Annotated in this window: 16 protein-coding genes; 6 read left to right on the top strand and 10 right to left on the bottom strand. The window is 59.0% G+C overall.

The annotated features are described in order from the left end of the window. Window position 1 precedes the first annotated feature (1 nt). Window positions 2–292 (top strand): type VI secretion system PAAR protein, encoded by a 291-nt coding sequence (locus tag C7436_RS10900; protein ID WP_121207826.1) that lies wholly within the window; start codon window positions 2–4, stop codon window positions 290–292. Here the strand turns inward: C7436_RS10900 and C7436_RS10895 are convergent. Beyond that, on the bottom strand, window positions 289–2,892 hold the full coding sequence (locus tag C7436_RS10895) for an EAL domain-containing protein (RefSeq protein ID WP_113879133.1): 2,604 nt from the start codon (window positions 2,890–2,892) through the stop codon (window positions 289–291). The two genes, C7436_RS10900 and C7436_RS10895, sit on opposite strands and share 4 nt — an antisense overlap. A 229-nt stretch (window positions 2,893–3,121) precedes the next feature. Here C7436_RS10895 and pbpG point away from each other — a divergent pair, with 229 nt between their 5' ends. Continuing rightward, window positions 3,122–4,048: a D-alanyl-D-alanine endopeptidase gene (gene pbpG, locus C7436_RS10890; protein ID WP_011787012.1), complete on the top strand. Its 927-nt coding sequence runs from the start codon at window positions 3,122–3,124 to the stop codon at window positions 4,046–4,048. A gap of 16 nt (window positions 4,049–4,064) precedes the next feature. After that, window positions 4,065–4,544 (top strand): asparaginase domain-containing protein, encoded by a 480-nt coding sequence (locus C7436_RS10885; protein WP_121207825.1) that lies wholly within the window; start codon window positions 4,065–4,067, stop codon window positions 4,542–4,544. Window positions 4,545–4,554: 10 nt separating this feature from the next. Here C7436_RS10885 and C7436_RS10880 read toward each other — a convergent pair whose 3' ends face one another. The 4 genes from C7436_RS10880 to C7436_RS10865 form a co-directional block, all read right to left on the bottom strand. Next, entirely contained in the window at window positions 4,555–5,250 is a 696-nt protein-coding gene (locus C7436_RS10880) for a pseudouridine synthase (protein WP_023009483.1), read from the bottom strand. Then, complete coding sequence (locus C7436_RS10875) at window positions 5,250–6,278, bottom strand: metal-dependent hydrolase (RefSeq protein ID WP_121207824.1); 1,029 nt, start codon at window positions 6,276–6,278, stop codon at window positions 5,250–5,252. Before C7436_RS10875 ends, C7436_RS10880 begins: the two co-directional genes overlap by 1 nt. A gap of 120 nt (window positions 6,279–6,398) precedes the next feature. Then, window positions 6,399–7,136 carry a THxN family PEP-CTERM protein gene (locus C7436_RS10870; protein WP_121207823.1) on the bottom strand — a complete coding sequence of 246 codons (738 nt, stop codon included), beginning with the start codon at window positions 7,134–7,136 and terminating at the stop codon, window positions 6,399–6,401. Window positions 7,137–7,288: 152 nt separating this feature from the next. Continuing rightward, on the bottom strand, window positions 7,289–8,521 hold the full coding sequence (locus tag C7436_RS10865; RefSeq protein ID WP_121207822.1) for a lytic murein transglycosylase: 1,233 nt from the start codon (window positions 8,519–8,521) through the stop codon (window positions 7,289–7,291). 218 nt (window positions 8,522–8,739) lie between these two features. On the opposite strand from C7436_RS10865, the gene C7436_RS10860 reads away from it, so the two are divergent. After that, entirely contained in the window at window positions 8,740–9,636 is an 897-nt protein-coding gene (locus C7436_RS10860) for a response regulator (protein ID WP_121207821.1), read from the top strand. Between the two features lie 11 nt (window positions 9,637–9,647). On the opposite strand, the gene phoR is transcribed toward C7436_RS10860, so the two are convergent. From phoR to C7436_RS10835, 5 genes are all read right to left on the bottom strand, one after another. Next, entirely contained in the window at window positions 9,648–10,970 is a 1,323-nt protein-coding gene (gene phoR / locus C7436_RS10855) for a phosphate regulon sensor histidine kinase PhoR (protein WP_121207820.1), read from the bottom strand. Window positions 10,971–11,055: 85 nt separating this feature from the next. Then, window positions 11,056–11,748: a phosphate regulon transcriptional regulator PhoB gene (gene phoB, locus C7436_RS10850; protein ID WP_121207819.1), complete on the bottom strand. Its 693-nt coding sequence runs from the start codon at window positions 11,746–11,748 to the stop codon at window positions 11,056–11,058. A gap of 121 nt (window positions 11,749–11,869) precedes the next feature. Continuing rightward, window positions 11,870–12,754, bottom strand: a complete 885-nt coding sequence (ubiA, locus tag C7436_RS10845; protein ID WP_121207818.1) for a 4-hydroxybenzoate octaprenyltransferase — start codon at window positions 12,752–12,754, stop codon at window positions 11,870–11,872. 66 nt (window positions 12,755–12,820) lie between these two features. After that, window positions 12,821–13,387, bottom strand: a complete 567-nt coding sequence (locus tag C7436_RS10840; protein ID WP_121207817.1) for a chorismate--pyruvate lyase family protein — start codon at window positions 13,385–13,387, stop codon at window positions 12,821–12,823. Next, on the bottom strand, window positions 13,368–13,925 hold the full coding sequence (locus C7436_RS10835; RefSeq protein WP_121207816.1) for a hypoxanthine-guanine phosphoribosyltransferase: 558 nt from the start codon (window positions 13,923–13,925) through the stop codon (window positions 13,368–13,370). Before C7436_RS10835 ends, C7436_RS10840 begins: the two co-directional genes overlap by 20 nt. Before the next feature lie 281 nt (window positions 13,926–14,206). Between C7436_RS10835 and C7436_RS10830 the strand changes: the two genes are divergently transcribed. Further along, entirely contained in the window at window positions 14,207–14,374 is a 168-nt protein-coding gene (locus C7436_RS10830; protein WP_008173532.1) for a rubredoxin, read from the top strand. A gap of 15 nt (window positions 14,375–14,389) precedes the next feature. Beyond that, window positions 14,390–15,547 carry an NAD(P)/FAD-dependent oxidoreductase gene (locus C7436_RS10825; protein ID WP_023012065.1) on the top strand — a complete coding sequence of 386 codons (1,158 nt, stop codon included), beginning with the start codon at window positions 14,390–14,392 and terminating at the stop codon, window positions 15,545–15,547. Window positions 15,548–15,621 lie beyond the last annotated feature (74 nt).

Here is a 15,621-nt window from a genome sequence, read left to right as displayed (position 1 = left end):
CATGAGTAAGGCAATAGTATTGCTGGGCGATCTCGGTATGGACCATCAGGGATTCCCGCCCACACCGGTGATTGCCGGTTCCCCCGATGTTCTCGTGGACGGTAAACCCGTTGCCCGGGTAGGCGATCCGCTGCAACCCCATTCAAAGCCCAAGCATCCGCCCCATCCCCGGGCCATTGCGGCCGGTTCCGGAACCGTGATGATCAATGGCACACCGGCTGCGGTTACCGGCGGTGCTGTATCCTGCGGGGGCGTTACCGTTGGCAGTGGAACGGTGATTATCGGCAGCTAACGGGTTTTGTGTTCCAGGCTGAACGGGCGGCCCCAGTAATAACCCTGCCCCTGCAAGCCCGGAAACTGATGCAGCCAGAGTGCGATGGTTTCGTCTTCCACGCCTTCGACCACCACATCCAGGTCCAGGGCTGTGCCCAGCTCAAGAGCGGCACGAAGTATTTTCTGTCTTGAGGGGTAATCCAGTACCCCCTCCAGAAAACTGCGGTCGATTTTCAGCTCATCCAGCTCGAATTGTGCCAGGGCGCCAAGTGATGAGTGGCCGGATCCGAAGTCATCCAGTGCAATCCGGAAGCCCATCGCGCTCAGGGTCCGGATGGTGCTGCGGGCCGTTTCCGGATCGGTCATCATGGCGGTTTCGGTAATTTCCAGGCTGACGTTGGCCGGCTCCAGTTTGTGTCGTCGGACGATGGCGCCGGCTTCCTCGTGGAACAGACTGTGGGCCAGATCCTTGGCGGAAATGTTCACCGCGACCGTAATATCACGCCCATACTGTTCACGAAGCTGATGGCTGTCCCTGCAGGCTCGGTCCAGAACCCAGAGTGTGACCGTGTGAATGATCCCCACTTCTTCGGCCAGGGGAATCCACTGGCTGGGCGCAATCCTGCCGAATTCCGGGTGCTGCCAGCGAATCAGGGCTTCCAGTGAGCCAATCCGGCCATCGCGGATGTTGATCTTGGGCTGGTACTCCAGCCACATTTCGCCGGAACGCAGCGCTTGTTCCACATCCAGCATCAGCATTTGCTGGCGGTATTGCCACTCGGCAATGGCAGGATCATAAACCACCAGCGGCAGGCTTTCGTCCAGCGAGGCAAAGCCGGCACAGGCGAGTACGCCGGCCGGTTCTGCAGCATGTTCCGGGGCGTGGGCGACGCCAACCGAGGCGGCCCAGGAAAAGGAAAAACGGCCCTCACGGAAGTTCTCGGACAACCAGCGGCTGATGGCCTGCAGGCGTTGGCTCTCCAGCGCCTCGTCGGGATGGCGCAACAGGGCAAAAGCATGGTTGACGGTGTCCAGGGTGGCCACGCTGTAACCGTTGATCATCACCAGTTGATCGCCCACGGTTTGCTTCAGATACCGGTTGAGTTGCCGCAGATACTGCTTCAGGAGTTCTTCGGCCGCTCGGTAGCCCAGGGCCTGTTCCAGTTCATTGAACCGGGCCAGGCGAATCATGCACAGGGTGTAGGGCGTTTTGTGGCAGTCCAGCGCGCCCAGGGTTTCCTCCAGCATGGGCCTGTTTGGCTTTCCGGTTACCCTGTGGGTTTTCAGCAAACGGTCATAATCACGCTCGATGCTGGCCCGGAGTTTCTGTTCCTCCTGCACACGTATGTCCGAGCTCAGACGTTTCTTGCGCTCTTCCAGCAGCAGTTTACCCACACCACTGGTCAGGATCAGGGAGCCGGTGGCTGCGCCCAGGAAAAAGGCGGAGTCGGTCACCGCATTCACGGGTAGCCAGCCAACGGTACGAAGTGATGACGTGACAGCCCCGATCACGATTGCCAGTACCGACAGGGCATAGTAGCGGGCGTAAACGTGGCTGTTCAGTTGGCGCAGACTCAGGGCAAAGATGAACAGCCCGCCGACGGCACTGCTCATCAGGAAGGCATGTTGCCCCAGGAAATGAAACCCCAGAGGCGCAGCCAGCAGGTGCGCTCCGGCAAGAAGACTGAAGGCCCGGAGTATCCGGGCTTCAGTGCGGGCCAGTTGGAGGAAGTGTGGGGTGAACTCGCATAGCGCGATCAGGCACAGCGGCAGACTGATGCTGAGCAGGGCATTGAGCTCTGGCAGTGCCGGCCAGATCAGCCACAGGCCCAGGCCGTCCATCACCAGCTGGCTGTAGATAACACTGATCATCAGCACGCTCAGCCAGGCCAGGCCTGGTCGGCGGAGCTTGGCCACAATACTCAGGTTGAGTAAGAGTGCAAACACCAGCAGACCGGTGACAAACGACTTCCAGGCGGTGATGGCGGTGCCGGCACCGAGAGCCTCGGCGCTGTCTGACAGAATGACCGGCAACAGTACCGGGCCGTGATTCTGCACTTCCATCAGCAGGGTGGTGGTGCCCGGTTGCAGCGTGACCGGCCAGACCCACTGCGGTAGCGCCAGGAATCGTTGATCGAAGGGGTATCGGTCGCCCATGGCGGGTAGGTGTTCGATGCTTCCGTCCGGGTGAATCAGGGCAGGTTGCAGGTGGTCCAGGTAAGGTGCAGGTACTGTCACCTGGCTGTTCGCAGGTTCTGACGTCGGGTTTTCGAGTGTCAGCCGGAAAGTTGCGGGTTTGTAGGGATAGCCGATTCCGGAATAGCGGGTATCCGTCCGGCTCCAGACTTCGGATTGCCAGAGTCTGTCTTGCAGTACCTTGCCCAGGGGGTGGATCAGATATTCGATCTGGCCAGCGATGCGAGGGCCGTTTGTGGCGCTGTCGGTCTGCACCGAAGGACTGACCGAAAGAGTCGGCGGATCCTGCCAGAAGGTCGTCGCAAGTCCGTAGGTAATGGCCAGGAGAAGGATGACAAACGGGAACGACTGGTGCAGCCACGCCGGTAATCTGTCCGAGCGGGTTTCCCTGGAGAGAGTCTGGCCGAGCGACGGAGAGTCCATCCTGAACGCATCCTGAAACTGGAAAGCGGCACCGTTACACTCTGGTTACAATGATTAACAAGATGTAACGAATTGATTTGATTAATATTTTACAGGAATTTAAGATTTTTTGCATTTGCTGTTTAAAACGCATGATTGAAAATGAGACCTGCGTTCGGCCCGTCTGCGCTGATATAGTTCGCGCTATTGACCCATTCCTTGTTAAGGCCTGAGAGGCAGGTAGTTCACCATGCGTTATTCCGTGTTTGTCACTGTTGTCGTCTTTTTCCTGGCGGTGTCCGGCCAGAGCCTCGCCAGTCCGGAGCGGGCGCCGAACCTGGCGTCGGTGCAGGCAGCGGCGGCCGAAGTTGGCAAAGAGGGCCTGCTGTTCGGTAAGCACGCCGATCGCCCGGTACCGGTGGCGTCGATCACCAAGCTGATGACGGCACTCGTGGTGGTGGAATCGGGACAGGATATGGACGAGTGGCTGACGTTCGAGGAGCGTCATGTCGAGGCTGCCGCGAACGCCTGGAGCCGCATTCGGGTGGGCTCTCAGCTTCGGCGCCGGGATGTGCTGCGGATTGCCCTGATGTCATCCGAGAACTTTGCTGCCTACACTCTGGCGCGTGTCTATCCGGGTGGCTTCGACGGTTTTGTTGCCGCGATGAATGCCAAGGCAAAAGCTCTGGGGATGCTCCAGACCCGATTTGTTGACCCGACCGGTCTCTCTACCGACAACGTGTCCACAGCCGCCGATCTGGTGATCCTGGCACGTGCTGCGCTCAAGCATCCTGAGATTCGTGAGGCCTCTACCACCGGATACTACCGGGCCGAATTCCGGAAACCCCGGTACAGCCTGTCGTTTGGCAATACCAATGCGTTGGTGCACCGGGACAGCTGGGGCGTGAGCCTGAGTAAAACCGGATACCTCACAGAGGCGGGGCGTTGTCTGGTGATGGTCTCTGAGATGAACGGAACACCGGTAATCACGGTTTTGCTGGACTCCCTGGGTACCCGGTCTCCGATGGGCGATGCCGGCCGAATCAAACGCTGGCTTGCCACCGGCCAGCCAGGCTCGGTGGCATCGGCCGCGAAGCGTTATGCACAGGAAAAGAATGCAGTTCTGATGGCGGCAGAGGCGAAGCAGTCTCGGGCCACCACAGCGTCCTCACAATAAAGGAACAGTTCAGACCATGATTGAGATACTGACCACCGGTGGCACCATCGATAAGGTCTATTTTGATGCCAACAGCAAGTTTGAAATCGGTGACAGCCTGTTACCGGAACTGTTGACGGAATCCAACATCCACGACGGCTACGAGATTCGTCCCCTGATGCGGAAGGACAGCCTGGAACTGACCGATGAGGACCGTCAGGCCATTATGGAAGCGGTCAAGGCTTCGGCCTGCCAGCGTATCCTGATTACCCATGGCACCGATACCATGGCGCAGACCGCCGAGGCACTGAAATCGGTAGCCGATCGCACGATTGTGTTGACCGGTGCCATGCAGCCCGCGCGGATGCGGCGCACCGACGCTATCTTCAACATCGGCTTTGCCTGGGCCGCGGTGTCGCTGTTACCGGCGGGGGTCTACATCGCCATGAACGGCGAGGTGTTTGAAGCAGGTTCAGTGCGGAAAAATCTGGCAGCCCAGCGGTTCGAGCGTGCCTAGGCCGAGGCCTTCACTCTGTTACTGAGCGGATTTCCTGAGAGGTCAGTGCCCGGAATTCTCCGGGCGCCAGCTTATCATCCAGTTCAATGCTGCCGATACGGAAACGGTGCAGGGCCTCAACACGATTGCCAACCGCCGCCAGCATCCGTTTGACCTGGTGGTAACGGCCCTCGCCGATGGTCAGGTCGATCAGCTGGTTGTTGTGTACACGAACTTCGGCGGGTCTGGTCTCTGTGGTTTCACCGTTCAGCATGACTCCCTTCTCAAGTGCCCGGCAGGCCTGTTCCGGGATAGCCTCAGCCAGCCAGACCCGATAGCTTTTGCGGCATTCCCGCCGGGGGGATGTGACCGCGTGGGACCATTGGCCATCACTGGTCAGCAACAGCAAGCCAGTGGTGTCCTTGTCCAGCCGCCCGGCGATATGAACCCGACTGGCCAGGCCGCGGGGCAGCAGGTCGAGTGCCGTTGGCTGGCTGCTGTCGGTGGTGGCACTGAGCACTCCGGCGGGTTTATGCATCATCAGGTAGATATCGCCGGGTGGGTTAACCGGTTTTCCATCAAGATGAACGGACTGTTCGGCCTCCACCTGGCGATTGGCCTGCCGGCAGGTTTCGCCATCCACCTTCACTCGTCCCGCTGACACGACCTTTTTTGCCTCTTTGCGGGAAAGCTCTGTACCGTTGCTCAGATATTGATCCAGCCGCATCAGCAGGAGCTCCCGTGGTTGGGAGCAGACAGCGTGGCCAGGCACAATACCGGTACCTGGCCGGTCATTCGATTCCACAACAGGGGCAGTGTGGCCCGGTTCAGCGCCGGGCGGGGCAGGCGATCACTGGCGAGTGGTTGTAGTCCGCCTTCGGCGGTTTCAGCCAGGATGAAGGTGAAGGGGTGAGCGCCGGGTATGCCCAGCCGGATATCCGTTGCGGTTATCTGAGTGCCGTTCTGTTGGTAGTCCAGAAAACCGCCGGTAAACCATTCCAGCCGCCGGGCTTCCGGAAGCTCGGCGACAAGGCGGGCAAGCTCCGGCTGCCGTGGGAAGCGTTCAAGCACCAGCTCATCGCTGGCATCAAGAAAACCGGTTACAACTTCGATTCTTTGCTCGGCATTGACTGCCGTGGCACGCCACAGAACAGTGTTGAATGGCATGGGCTGAACCATCAGGGCTGCCTGCTCCATACCGGCATTCGCCAGGGCCGGTCGCACGCGCTCGGTGATGATCTGCTGTGCAACCAGGGTCCAGCCGAGATAGAGACTGGATAGAAGCAGTCCGGCTGCAACGGTTCTCGAAGCCGGTGGTCGATACAGAAAAGCCAGGCAACCCGCCAGCAGTGGCAACGTATAGAGCGGATCAATGATAAAGATACTGTTGATCGCCACGGGCCGGCCAATGGGCCAGAACAGCTGGGTACCGTAGGTGGTAAAGGCATCCAGCAACGGATGCGTGAGCAGGATCAGGCCAACCAGAGCCAGCCATCGCTGATAGGAGATGAGCGGTTTCCAGCGCCACAGGACCCAGGCGATGAGCAGAGACAGTGGCGCCAGAATAAATAGGGAATGGCTGAACCCCCGGTGCTGGGTAAAGTTGGCAACGGCTGTGCCATAGTCAATGACCACGTCCAGGTCGGGTAATGTGCCGAGCAGGGCGCCGGTCAGAAGGGCCGATCGTCCCAGGGTTTTGCCGGCAACCGCGCCCGCAATGGAAGCGCCAAGGGCAGCCTGTGTGATGGAGTCCATAATGTCCCGATTCGTGATGACTGGGTGATACCAGTATTATGCGCGGATTCGGGATTCAGATCACGGGAGGGTAGCAGAATCGCCGGCAGCACAAGGTACTGCCGGCGAAGCAGATATTGCTCAGAGCTTGCGGCGGCGCGCCAGGCCCAGACCAGCCAGACCGAGTCCCAGCAGCGCGAGAGTGCCGGGTTCCGGTACGGAGCGAACATTCAGCTTGGCCAGCAGGTTCACTGACGTGGCATTACCTTCAGCGGTTCTGATGACATTCTCGCCATTTGCAAAACCCAGTAATGATAGAGAGTAAATGCTCGAGCCAAATTGAAACTCGGAACTTTCAATGACGTTATCCAGGCGAACTACGTCGTCGACATCTTTCTGTGAACAGCCAAAGATGAATGAAAGCGGTCCGCAATGAACGTTCGGCGTTTCAACGTGCGAAAACTCGAACGTGTAGGGTCCTGTCACGGTGCCGTTGCTGGCATTGGTAGAAAATGTCGCAAATACATCCAGGTCAACGCCGGTGATGCTGTCACCAGTGATGCGGTTATTAAAGTGTGTAAAGTTTCCCAGCACAAACTCAGCATCAGAGGTGATGGTTTGTGGCAGGCTGGCGGGTCCCTGGAAAGTGAAGCCGCTTTGAGGGCCGTTGGAGCACGTCTTCCACCACCAGGCACCAGAACAGGTCTCCTCTCCAGTGCCCCATCGCAGCGTATCGGTTCCAACGCCTTGAATGTTGCTGCCATTGGTCGGTGTTCCCCAGGCGCCCGATACAGAGTCAAGGTTTACCGGGAAGGCCCAAGAAGTCGCGGCGAACCCAAGCGTTGCCGCGGCTACGATTCCTTTCATCATTTTAAGCATTGTCCACACCTTACTACACACAGTTTTAGGATAGCCGGGAGTTTTCCAGGCACTGTGAAGATGTGTAGCTAAATACGTGCCAATATTTTAATTATTTAAATACAATCAGTTAGAGTGATTGGTTTTGGTGACTGTAAAAAAACTGGACGCTTTCACGAGCCGCTGTAAACTCCGAGAGCCGCTAATACCTGTTCTGATGGAAAGCCGTCAGCCACCAGGCCCTCCGCCTTCTGGTACGCGCGAATGGCCTTGCGGGTATTGGAGCCCAGTATGCCGTCGGGTTCCCCGCTCGGGTAGCCTTTGTCATTCAGAGCCTGTTGGAGCTCCAGCACCTGATTTCTTGACAGCGCGGGCTGGTCTTCCGGGGGAGGGTTCTGAAGCTTTCCGGCGCCGGCAATCCGGTCGGCCAGGTGGCCAACGGCAATGGCGTAGAACTCGGATCGGTTCCAGCCCATGATCACCCGGAAATTACTGTATACCAGAAAGGCCGGGCCCTGATGGCCGCTGGGCACGATCAGGGCCGCCTCAATGGGCTCGTTGGCCAGGCGGTTACCGAAGGCATCGGTGATCCCCATCTTGCGCCAGTCTGCCAGAGGCAGACGACGACCATCGGCCAGACTGAAATCAAAGTTGTCGGGTAACAGCACCTCCCGCCCCCATCGATAGTCGCCATCCCAACCCATGGACTCAAGAAAGCGACCGGCAGACATCATGGCATCGGGCAGGCTGTTCCAGAGATCCCGGCGCCCATCACCATCGGCGTCGACCGCGTGTTTCAGGAATACCGTCGGCATGAACTGCACATGGCCCATGGCACCGGCCCAGGAGCCTTCCATCTGGTCAGCCGGAATGGCGCCTTCGTCGATAATGCGCAGGGCGGCAATCAACTGTTCGGTGAAAAAGCTGCTGCGCCGGGCATCGCAAGCCAGGGTGGCGAGGGCGCTGGGCACCTGCATCTTGCCGAAGTAACTGCCATAGTTGGTTTCCAGGCCCCAGAACGCCGCCAGGTAGGGGGCCGGAACGCCGGTTTCCGCGGTCACGCGGTTCAGGAGTTCACGGTGTTCGGCCAGCAATTCCCGGCCTTTGCCGACCCGGGTGTCGTTAACCCGTCGGTTCAGGTAATCGGCAAAAGTGGTGGTAAATTCGGGCTGTCTGCGGTCCAGCTCAATCACTCTGTCGAGGTGCACCACGCCGGCCATCACTGACTGCACCGTGGATTCGCGCACACCGGCAGCGACGGCTTTCTCTCCGAGCGCCTGTTTGCACTGCTCAAACTCCGGTGCGGTGGTTGTTTCGGTTTCTGCCCTGGCAACCAGCGCCAGCGTGCTCAGGGAAATCGCCACCAGGGTACGGCGAATGGCAGTCCGGGAGATCAGGTCAGGCACGGGAATCCTCGCAATAGGGTCGTTAAGGCATTGGTTGCCATGTTAGCGCGTTTTCCGCGTTGGAAAATACCGCCTTAGCCTACAGTGCCGCGTGTTTTTTCGGTTGGGAATCTTCTTGTCGCGCTCCGGTTTTGTCGTCTTTTTGTAGCACTCCGGTCACGTCAAGACCGGGATGTTCTATAGTTGGAGCATGAGAGGAATCCGGAGCAGATGTCGTTATGGCAACACTGAAGGCGCTGGTGGTTGATGACGCCAGTTTTGTGAGAGATCTGGTGAAACGGACAGTGCGCCAGCGCTTTCCCGTCATTGAAACTACCGATGCCCAGAATGGTCGGCGGGCCCAATCCCTGATGTCGAGAACCAGTTTTGACCTGGTGCTGTGCGATTGGGAAATGCCGGAGATGTCCGGGCTGGAACTGCTGCAGTGGATGCGCCAGCAACCGCATTACCAGAAGGTGCCATTCATCATGATCACCAGTCGCGGCGACAAGGATCATGTCATTGAGGCGGTCAAGGAAGGGGTGTCTGAATACCTGGGCAAGCCTTTTAGCCCGGAGGGGTTGAGCAAGAAAATCATCAAGGTGATGGGCCGCCGCCTGAAGGACGCCATGGATCGCAGCGGCAAATCACTGGAAGGGCCGGCGGATGCGTTCAAGGAATCCGCCACCCTGCTCACCCAGAAGCGGGAGGCGCCGGCGCCAAGGCCGGAAGCCTCAAAGCCTGAACCCGCGGCTGATAACCCGCTGCTGAATGCTGGTAGCGCAAAAGCGGCTGCAGGCAAGCCTCAGGTCCGTGGTGCCATGAGTATGGCATCTGTAAGGTTTTCCGACAGTACCCTGAAGTCGGTGGTCAAGGACATTAACCTGACGGAAGTACGGGTGATCGCCAAGCGGGATCAGGAATTCCCGGGGATTCTCGATCAGGCGGTGGTCGATATTGACATGGGGGATGGCCAGATGGCTCGCCTGAACGGTTACGTGCATCAGCTGCAGGCGGTGGATAAGCGCCAGGATACCGACTTTGTCAGTGTCACTATCCGTTTCGTGGATGAAGACCCGAAGAAGCTGGAGGACCTGTCACGGTTCGTGGCTAGGTTCCGGGCCTCAAACCGTTAACCGAGGGTGTCTCAGTCCTCCGGGACTTGCTCGGGAATCCGTTCGACCAGGCGCTCCCTTGGAAAATGGCAGATAAACTCGCTGCCTTCGCCGACTTTGCTGCGAATTTCCAGGTTGCCGTCGTGATTGATCAGCACATGCTTGACGATAGCCAGGCCGAGGCCGGTTCCGCCGGTGTCCTTGTGGCGGCTGGGGTCGGCGCGATAGAACCGTTCGGTCAGTCTGGGGATATGGATCGGATCAATGCCGATGCCGGTATCCTTGACGGACAGATGGGCGCCTTCGCGATTGGTGCTCCAGGCAACTGTGATGGCTCCGCCGGCCGGCGTGTATTTCACCGCATTAAACACCAGATTGGAAAACGCACTGCGTAGCTGGCTTTCATCGCCCTGCAGCAGGCGGTGGTCACTGATCTGAACACTGATCTGGTGGCCCTTGTCGCCGCTTAGAGCCCTTGCGTCATGACAGATCTGGTTCAGCAGGGCATCGACATCGGTCAGGGTGTCGTCCACCGTATGTTCGCCGGTCTCGATGCGGGACAGCAGAATCAGGTCTGTAATCAGGGCTTCCATCCGTGAAGCCTGAGCCGCCATGGTATTGATGGCCCGGCGCCACTTGGGTGGCAGCTCTTCGCCATGATCCACCAGGGTTTCAAGGTAGCCACTGATCACGGTCAGCGGTGTGCGCATTTCATGGGAGACGTTGCCGACAAAGTCCCGCCGCATTTGTTCAAGCTGATACAGCCGGGTGACATCCTTGGCCACGATCAGGCGATCGTCGTCGCCGAACAGGCTGATCTGGATCTGCAGATGGATGTGAGGCTTGGCAGGAGAATTGATTTCCAGAGGCTCGCGGTAATCCCGGGCGTCGAAATAGGCCTTGAACGCCGGGTTGCGAATCAGGTTATGAATGTACTGGCCCTGATCGGTGCTGCGACGGAAGCCCAGCAGGTATTCGGCCGAACCGTTCCACCATTCCATGGCGCCCCGGGCATCGGTCATGATCACACCGTCGCGCATGGCGTTGGTGGATTCCTGCACCCGGTTGATGCGGGCCCGGAGTCGATCCTGGGTCAACAGATGGTTCTGGTTCAGCTTGTGCAGGTTGTCGAAGATATCACCCCACAAGCCGATGCTCTGGGGAGCCTCATCGGAAGCGCTGGGATTGCCCAACCACTGGTACAGGCGCCGGGCCTGGATCAGGGTCCACCAAAGATAGGCAACAAGTCCCACCAGCAGCCCGTAGAGCGGTTCGCCGAAATAGAACCCCACCAAGGTGGTGCCTGCGAGTGCGGTGATGATCAGTCTCAGGTAACGGGACCAGTTGTGTTGCATCCACTACTGCCTTGTCGTATTGCCGGCGCTGATGCCGTGATCGCCGGACGAGGATGGGCGGCCCGGGCTGTCTTCAGGGAGAAAATCAGGCCACTTTGGTGGAAAACCGGTAGCCCGTTCCCCGCACGGTCTGAATCAGATGATCGTACCTGTCTCCCAGCGCCTTGCGCAGGCGACGGATATGAACATCGACGGTGCGTTCCTCGACATACACGTTGCCGCCCCAGACCTGATCCAGCAGTTGAGACCGAGTATAGACCCGTTCCTGGTGAGTCATAAAGAACTGCAGCAGCCGGTACTCGGTCGGGCCCATATTGATGGCACCTTCAGCCGTGGTTACACGATGTCCAACCGGGTCCAGGGTCAGACCGTCCACTTCGATGGGGCTGTCGACACCCGGAGGTGTGGCACGACGCAGGACCGCCTTCAGGCGGGCCACCAGCTCACGAGGGCTGAACGGCTTGGTGATGTAATCGTCGGCACCGACTTCCAGGCCCTGAATCTTGTTATCCTCTTCCACCTTGGCGGTCAGCATGATGATAGGGATATCGGCGGTGGCCTCTTCTTTCTTCAGCCGGCGCGCAAGTTCGACACCGCTGGTGCCCGGCAGCATCCAGTCCAGCAGGATCAGGTCTGGTTGCTTGTCGATAATCAGGGCATGGGCTTCACGGGCATCCGCTGCCTCCAGGTAGTCGTAATCCGCCATTTCGAGCGCGACCGCAATCATTTCACGGATAGGCGCTTCGTCATCGACGATCAGGACAGTTTTTCCACTCATATGCATCAACCTGTGTCAGACCTCGGGAGTTCTCTGATCAGAGGTGCGAACACACTCCCTTGTAATGTTGCCGAGTCATTACAACGCGTCTTTGTTACAAGTATATGACATGGGCGGGTAGTCAGAACGCCAGATCGAGCGCCAGACCCAGAAACACTGCAAAGCCGGCCCAGTTGTTATTGAGAAATGCCTTGAAGCATCCTTCCCGGTTCCGCTCCCTGGCCAGGTACTGGTGGTAGACGAAGAGCGTGGCCATGGCCACAACGCCGAGATAATAGAAGGAGCCCAGTTCCGCCCGCTGGCCCACCATCACCAGAATTACCACCACCATGGTCTGCAGCAGAGCAATGATCGCCCGATCTGCGTCACCAAACAGGATGGCGGTGGATTTGATACCGACCTTCAGGTCGTCATCCCGGTCGACCATGGCATAGAGGGTGTCATAGGCGACCGTCCAGAGCACGTTGGCGGTAAACAGCAACCAGGTGAGCTGGCTAAGCTGATTTGCCTCAGCTGCCCAGGCCATGGGAATGGCCCAGGAAAAGGCGGCGCCCAGAAACAGCTGGGGCAAATGGGTGTAACGCTTCATAAACGGGTAGATAAAGGCCAGCAGTGCACCACCGAATGACAGATACAGGGTCAGGGTGTTGGTGAACAGCACCACCATCAGAAACGACACCAGGCATAGCCCGGCAAACAGGGCGACGGCTTCCGAGGCACGGACCCGGCCGGCGGTGAGCGGGCGGTCTTTGGTGCGTTTGACGTGGCGATCCCAGTCCCGGTCGGCAAAATCGTTGATGGCGCAGCCCGCGGCCCGCATGAAAAATACGCCCAGGGTAAAGATCAGCAGGTTGGCAAATGACGGGGTCCCCTCGGCCGCCAGCCAGAGTGCCCAGTAAGTTGGCCACAGCAGCAACAAAGTGCCGATCGGGCGGTCGATGCGCAGCAGTCGTGCGTAATCCGCCAGGCGGGCATGAACATGGGTGGGCAGGGCGTTCTGCAACATAGGAGCTGGTATCCGCTTGTCGATGCGTGAGAGTGCACCCGATTATAGCCAGCGGCAGCGGTAGGGTTAAACCTGGTTGTGAGACTGGTATAGCCGGGGTAACAGGTATTCCCCCACCAACAGGGCGCAGGAACCCCGGTGGAACAGGGATCTGCGGGCAAGGCGAGGGTGGCCGTTGCTGCGGACTTTGCAGAGCCCTGTTTCCAGTGGCCCCCGCTGCCACTCGGGGCTGCTGAACAGATAGGCGCCCAGTGGCTTGTTGCCAAGATTGCGCAGGCGGCGGCCGTGGCCGTGCAGGCAGTTCTGTGGAATAACCGTTCGAGCCAGCACCCACGGGCGGCCGTCACCGCACAGGCGAACTTCCCGTACCCAGGCGAGCTGGCGCGGTGCCAGGTTCAGGCGCTTCGCTTCTTCAGGGGTTGGCGCCGAGAAGCCTTCCCTGAGAATTTCAACGTGAAAGCGTTCCTGGCATTTTTGCTGCAGTGCCCGGGTAAAGGAACCTTCTACCGTCAGCCAGTAGCGGGCCGGGCCATGAACCTCAGGACAGTACAGGCCGGCCGCCGCCAGCGACCGGTACCAGAACGTGGGAGGTATGCTCAGCTCGGAGGGCTGGTCACAGTCCTTTAACGGCATAGATTCCCGGAGCGTTGCGCCAATAGCCTTTGTAGTCCATGCCATAGCCGAACAGGAATCGATCCTCAACGTAAAGGCCGGTAAAGTCTGCCTTCAGGCCGGGACGCGCCTTGCGATCGTGCTCCTTGTCTACCAGCACCGCAGTCAGAACCTCGCTGGCGCCATGGGCCAGGCAGTAATCTGCGATGGCGCACAGCGTCGTACCTTCGTCGAGAATGTCGTCGACGATCAGAACCGTGCGGCCTTTCATGTCGGCTTCCGGCTGCAGTTTCCACTCCAGAATGCCACCGGTGGTCTCCTGGCGGTAACGGGTGGCGTGCAGATATTCAGCCTGAACCGGAAACTTCAGTCGTGGCAGGAGCTGACCGGTCAGGATCAGGCCGCCGTTCATGACGCAGAACAACAATGGGTTGCTGTCTTTGAGGCGATCGGTGATGGCGCTGGCCATGGTGTCGATGGCGGCATGCACCTGCTCTTCGGGAACCAGGCAGTCAGCGTCTGCCTTGACCTGGTTCATTTCAGCGACGGTATCGGTCATAACGATCGGGTCCTGTCCAAAACGGCGGATTATACCGAAGTGGGGCGATCGAAGGGAGGGGCGCGGCGGTATTGCCAGGTCTGTAATTGTGGCTATTGGCAGAAAACCCCGATCCGGGCTGTCGGTGGTGGCATTGGTCAACGCCGGTGTCGCGGTTATGATGGCAGCCGATCGGGTGAGTGGTGGTCGGCTGGAACTCGGTCGCATTTTGTGACCTTTGTGCTTGATTGCTTTATTGTTCGACAATAATATCCTCGCAGACAAATCGGTGGGAGTTGGTTATGAAGAAGTGGCAGTGTGTGGTGTGTGGTCTGATTTACGATGAAGCCGAGGGTTGGCCGGAGGACGGTATTGAGCCTGGCACCAAATGGGAAGATGTGCCCGAGGATTGGGTTTGCCCGGACTGCGGTGTGGGCAAGGAAGATTTTGAAATGATCGAAATCGGCTAAAGGCAGGACAGAGTCATGACCGAGCAGACACCTATTGTGATCGTTGGTACCGGTTTGTCGGGTTACTCACTGGTACGGGAATTTCGCAAACTGGATAAGGAAACCCCGGTCATCATGGTGACTGCCGACGACGGCGTCAGCTATTCCAAGCCTATGTTGTCGACCGGCTTTACCAAAGACAAGGACGCGGATGGTCTGGCCCAGGCCAACCCTGAGGCTATGGCCGAGCAACTGGGGGTGGAGATTCGTCCCTGGTCCACGGTTACGGGCATTGATACCGATGCCCATGAGCTCAAGCTGGGCGACCAGTCCATACGCTATGCCAAGCTGGTTCTGGCCTGGGGCGCCGACGTCATCCGCCTGAGTCTGGATGGTAACGCGCAGGACCGGGTTCATTCCATCAACGACCTGATGGATTACCGTGCCTTCCGTAAGGCCCTCGCCGAGGGCAAGCGGGTCGCGATTATGGGGGCAGGCCTGATCGGGTGTGAGTTTGCCAATGATCTGCGCAATGGTGGCTACGAAGTGGATGTTATCGCCCCGGACTCATCTCTGATGCCCAGTCTGCTGCCGGAGGCAGCCGCTGGTGCCGTGCAGGCCGAGCTGGAGAGGCTTGGGGTTCGGTTTCATTTGGGGACGGTGGTTGAGCGGGTAGAGACGCAGGGTAGTGGCGTCGAGCTGATGCTCGGTAATGGTGAGCAACTCCAGGCCGACCTTGTTGTGTCTGCAGTGGGGCTGCGCCCCCGCACTGAACTGGCCCGCGAAGCCGGGATCCGTTCCGGCCGGGGTATTCAGGTGAACCGGGCTCTGGAAACCTCCGCACCGGATGTCTTTGCCCTGGGTGATTGCGCCGAAGTGGACGGGCGCGTTCTGCTTTATGTGCTGCCGTTGATGGCCTGTGCCCGGGCGCTGGCGAAAACACTGGCCGGTGCGCGCACGGAAGTCAGCTATGGCACCATGCCGGTGATGGTAAAAACACCCTGTTGCCCGACCGCAGTCTGCCCACCGCCGATGGATGCCGAGGGCGAATGGCAGGTGGAACAGGACGGGGCTGACGTCAAAGCCCTGTTCCGGAGCCCGGACGGCGACACGCTTGGCTTCGCGGTGACCGGCCGGTTTGCTCTGGAAAAGCAGACACTGGCGAAGGAAGTCCCTCCTATTCACCGGGACTGAAGCCTGCGGCTACCAGTGAGGTTGGCTGGTAGCCGATTGCCGTCTTTGGCAGTTTCAGCCGTTGCGAAATTTTC

The sequence above is a fragment of the Marinobacter nauticus genome (assembly GCF_003634635.1).
Classification (GTDB): domain Bacteria; phylum Pseudomonadota; class Gammaproteobacteria; order Pseudomonadales; family Oleiphilaceae; genus Marinobacter; species Marinobacter nauticus.
The sequence above is the reverse complement of the archived record's forward strand: the minus strand, read 5'-3'. Positions and strand labels throughout refer to the sequence as shown.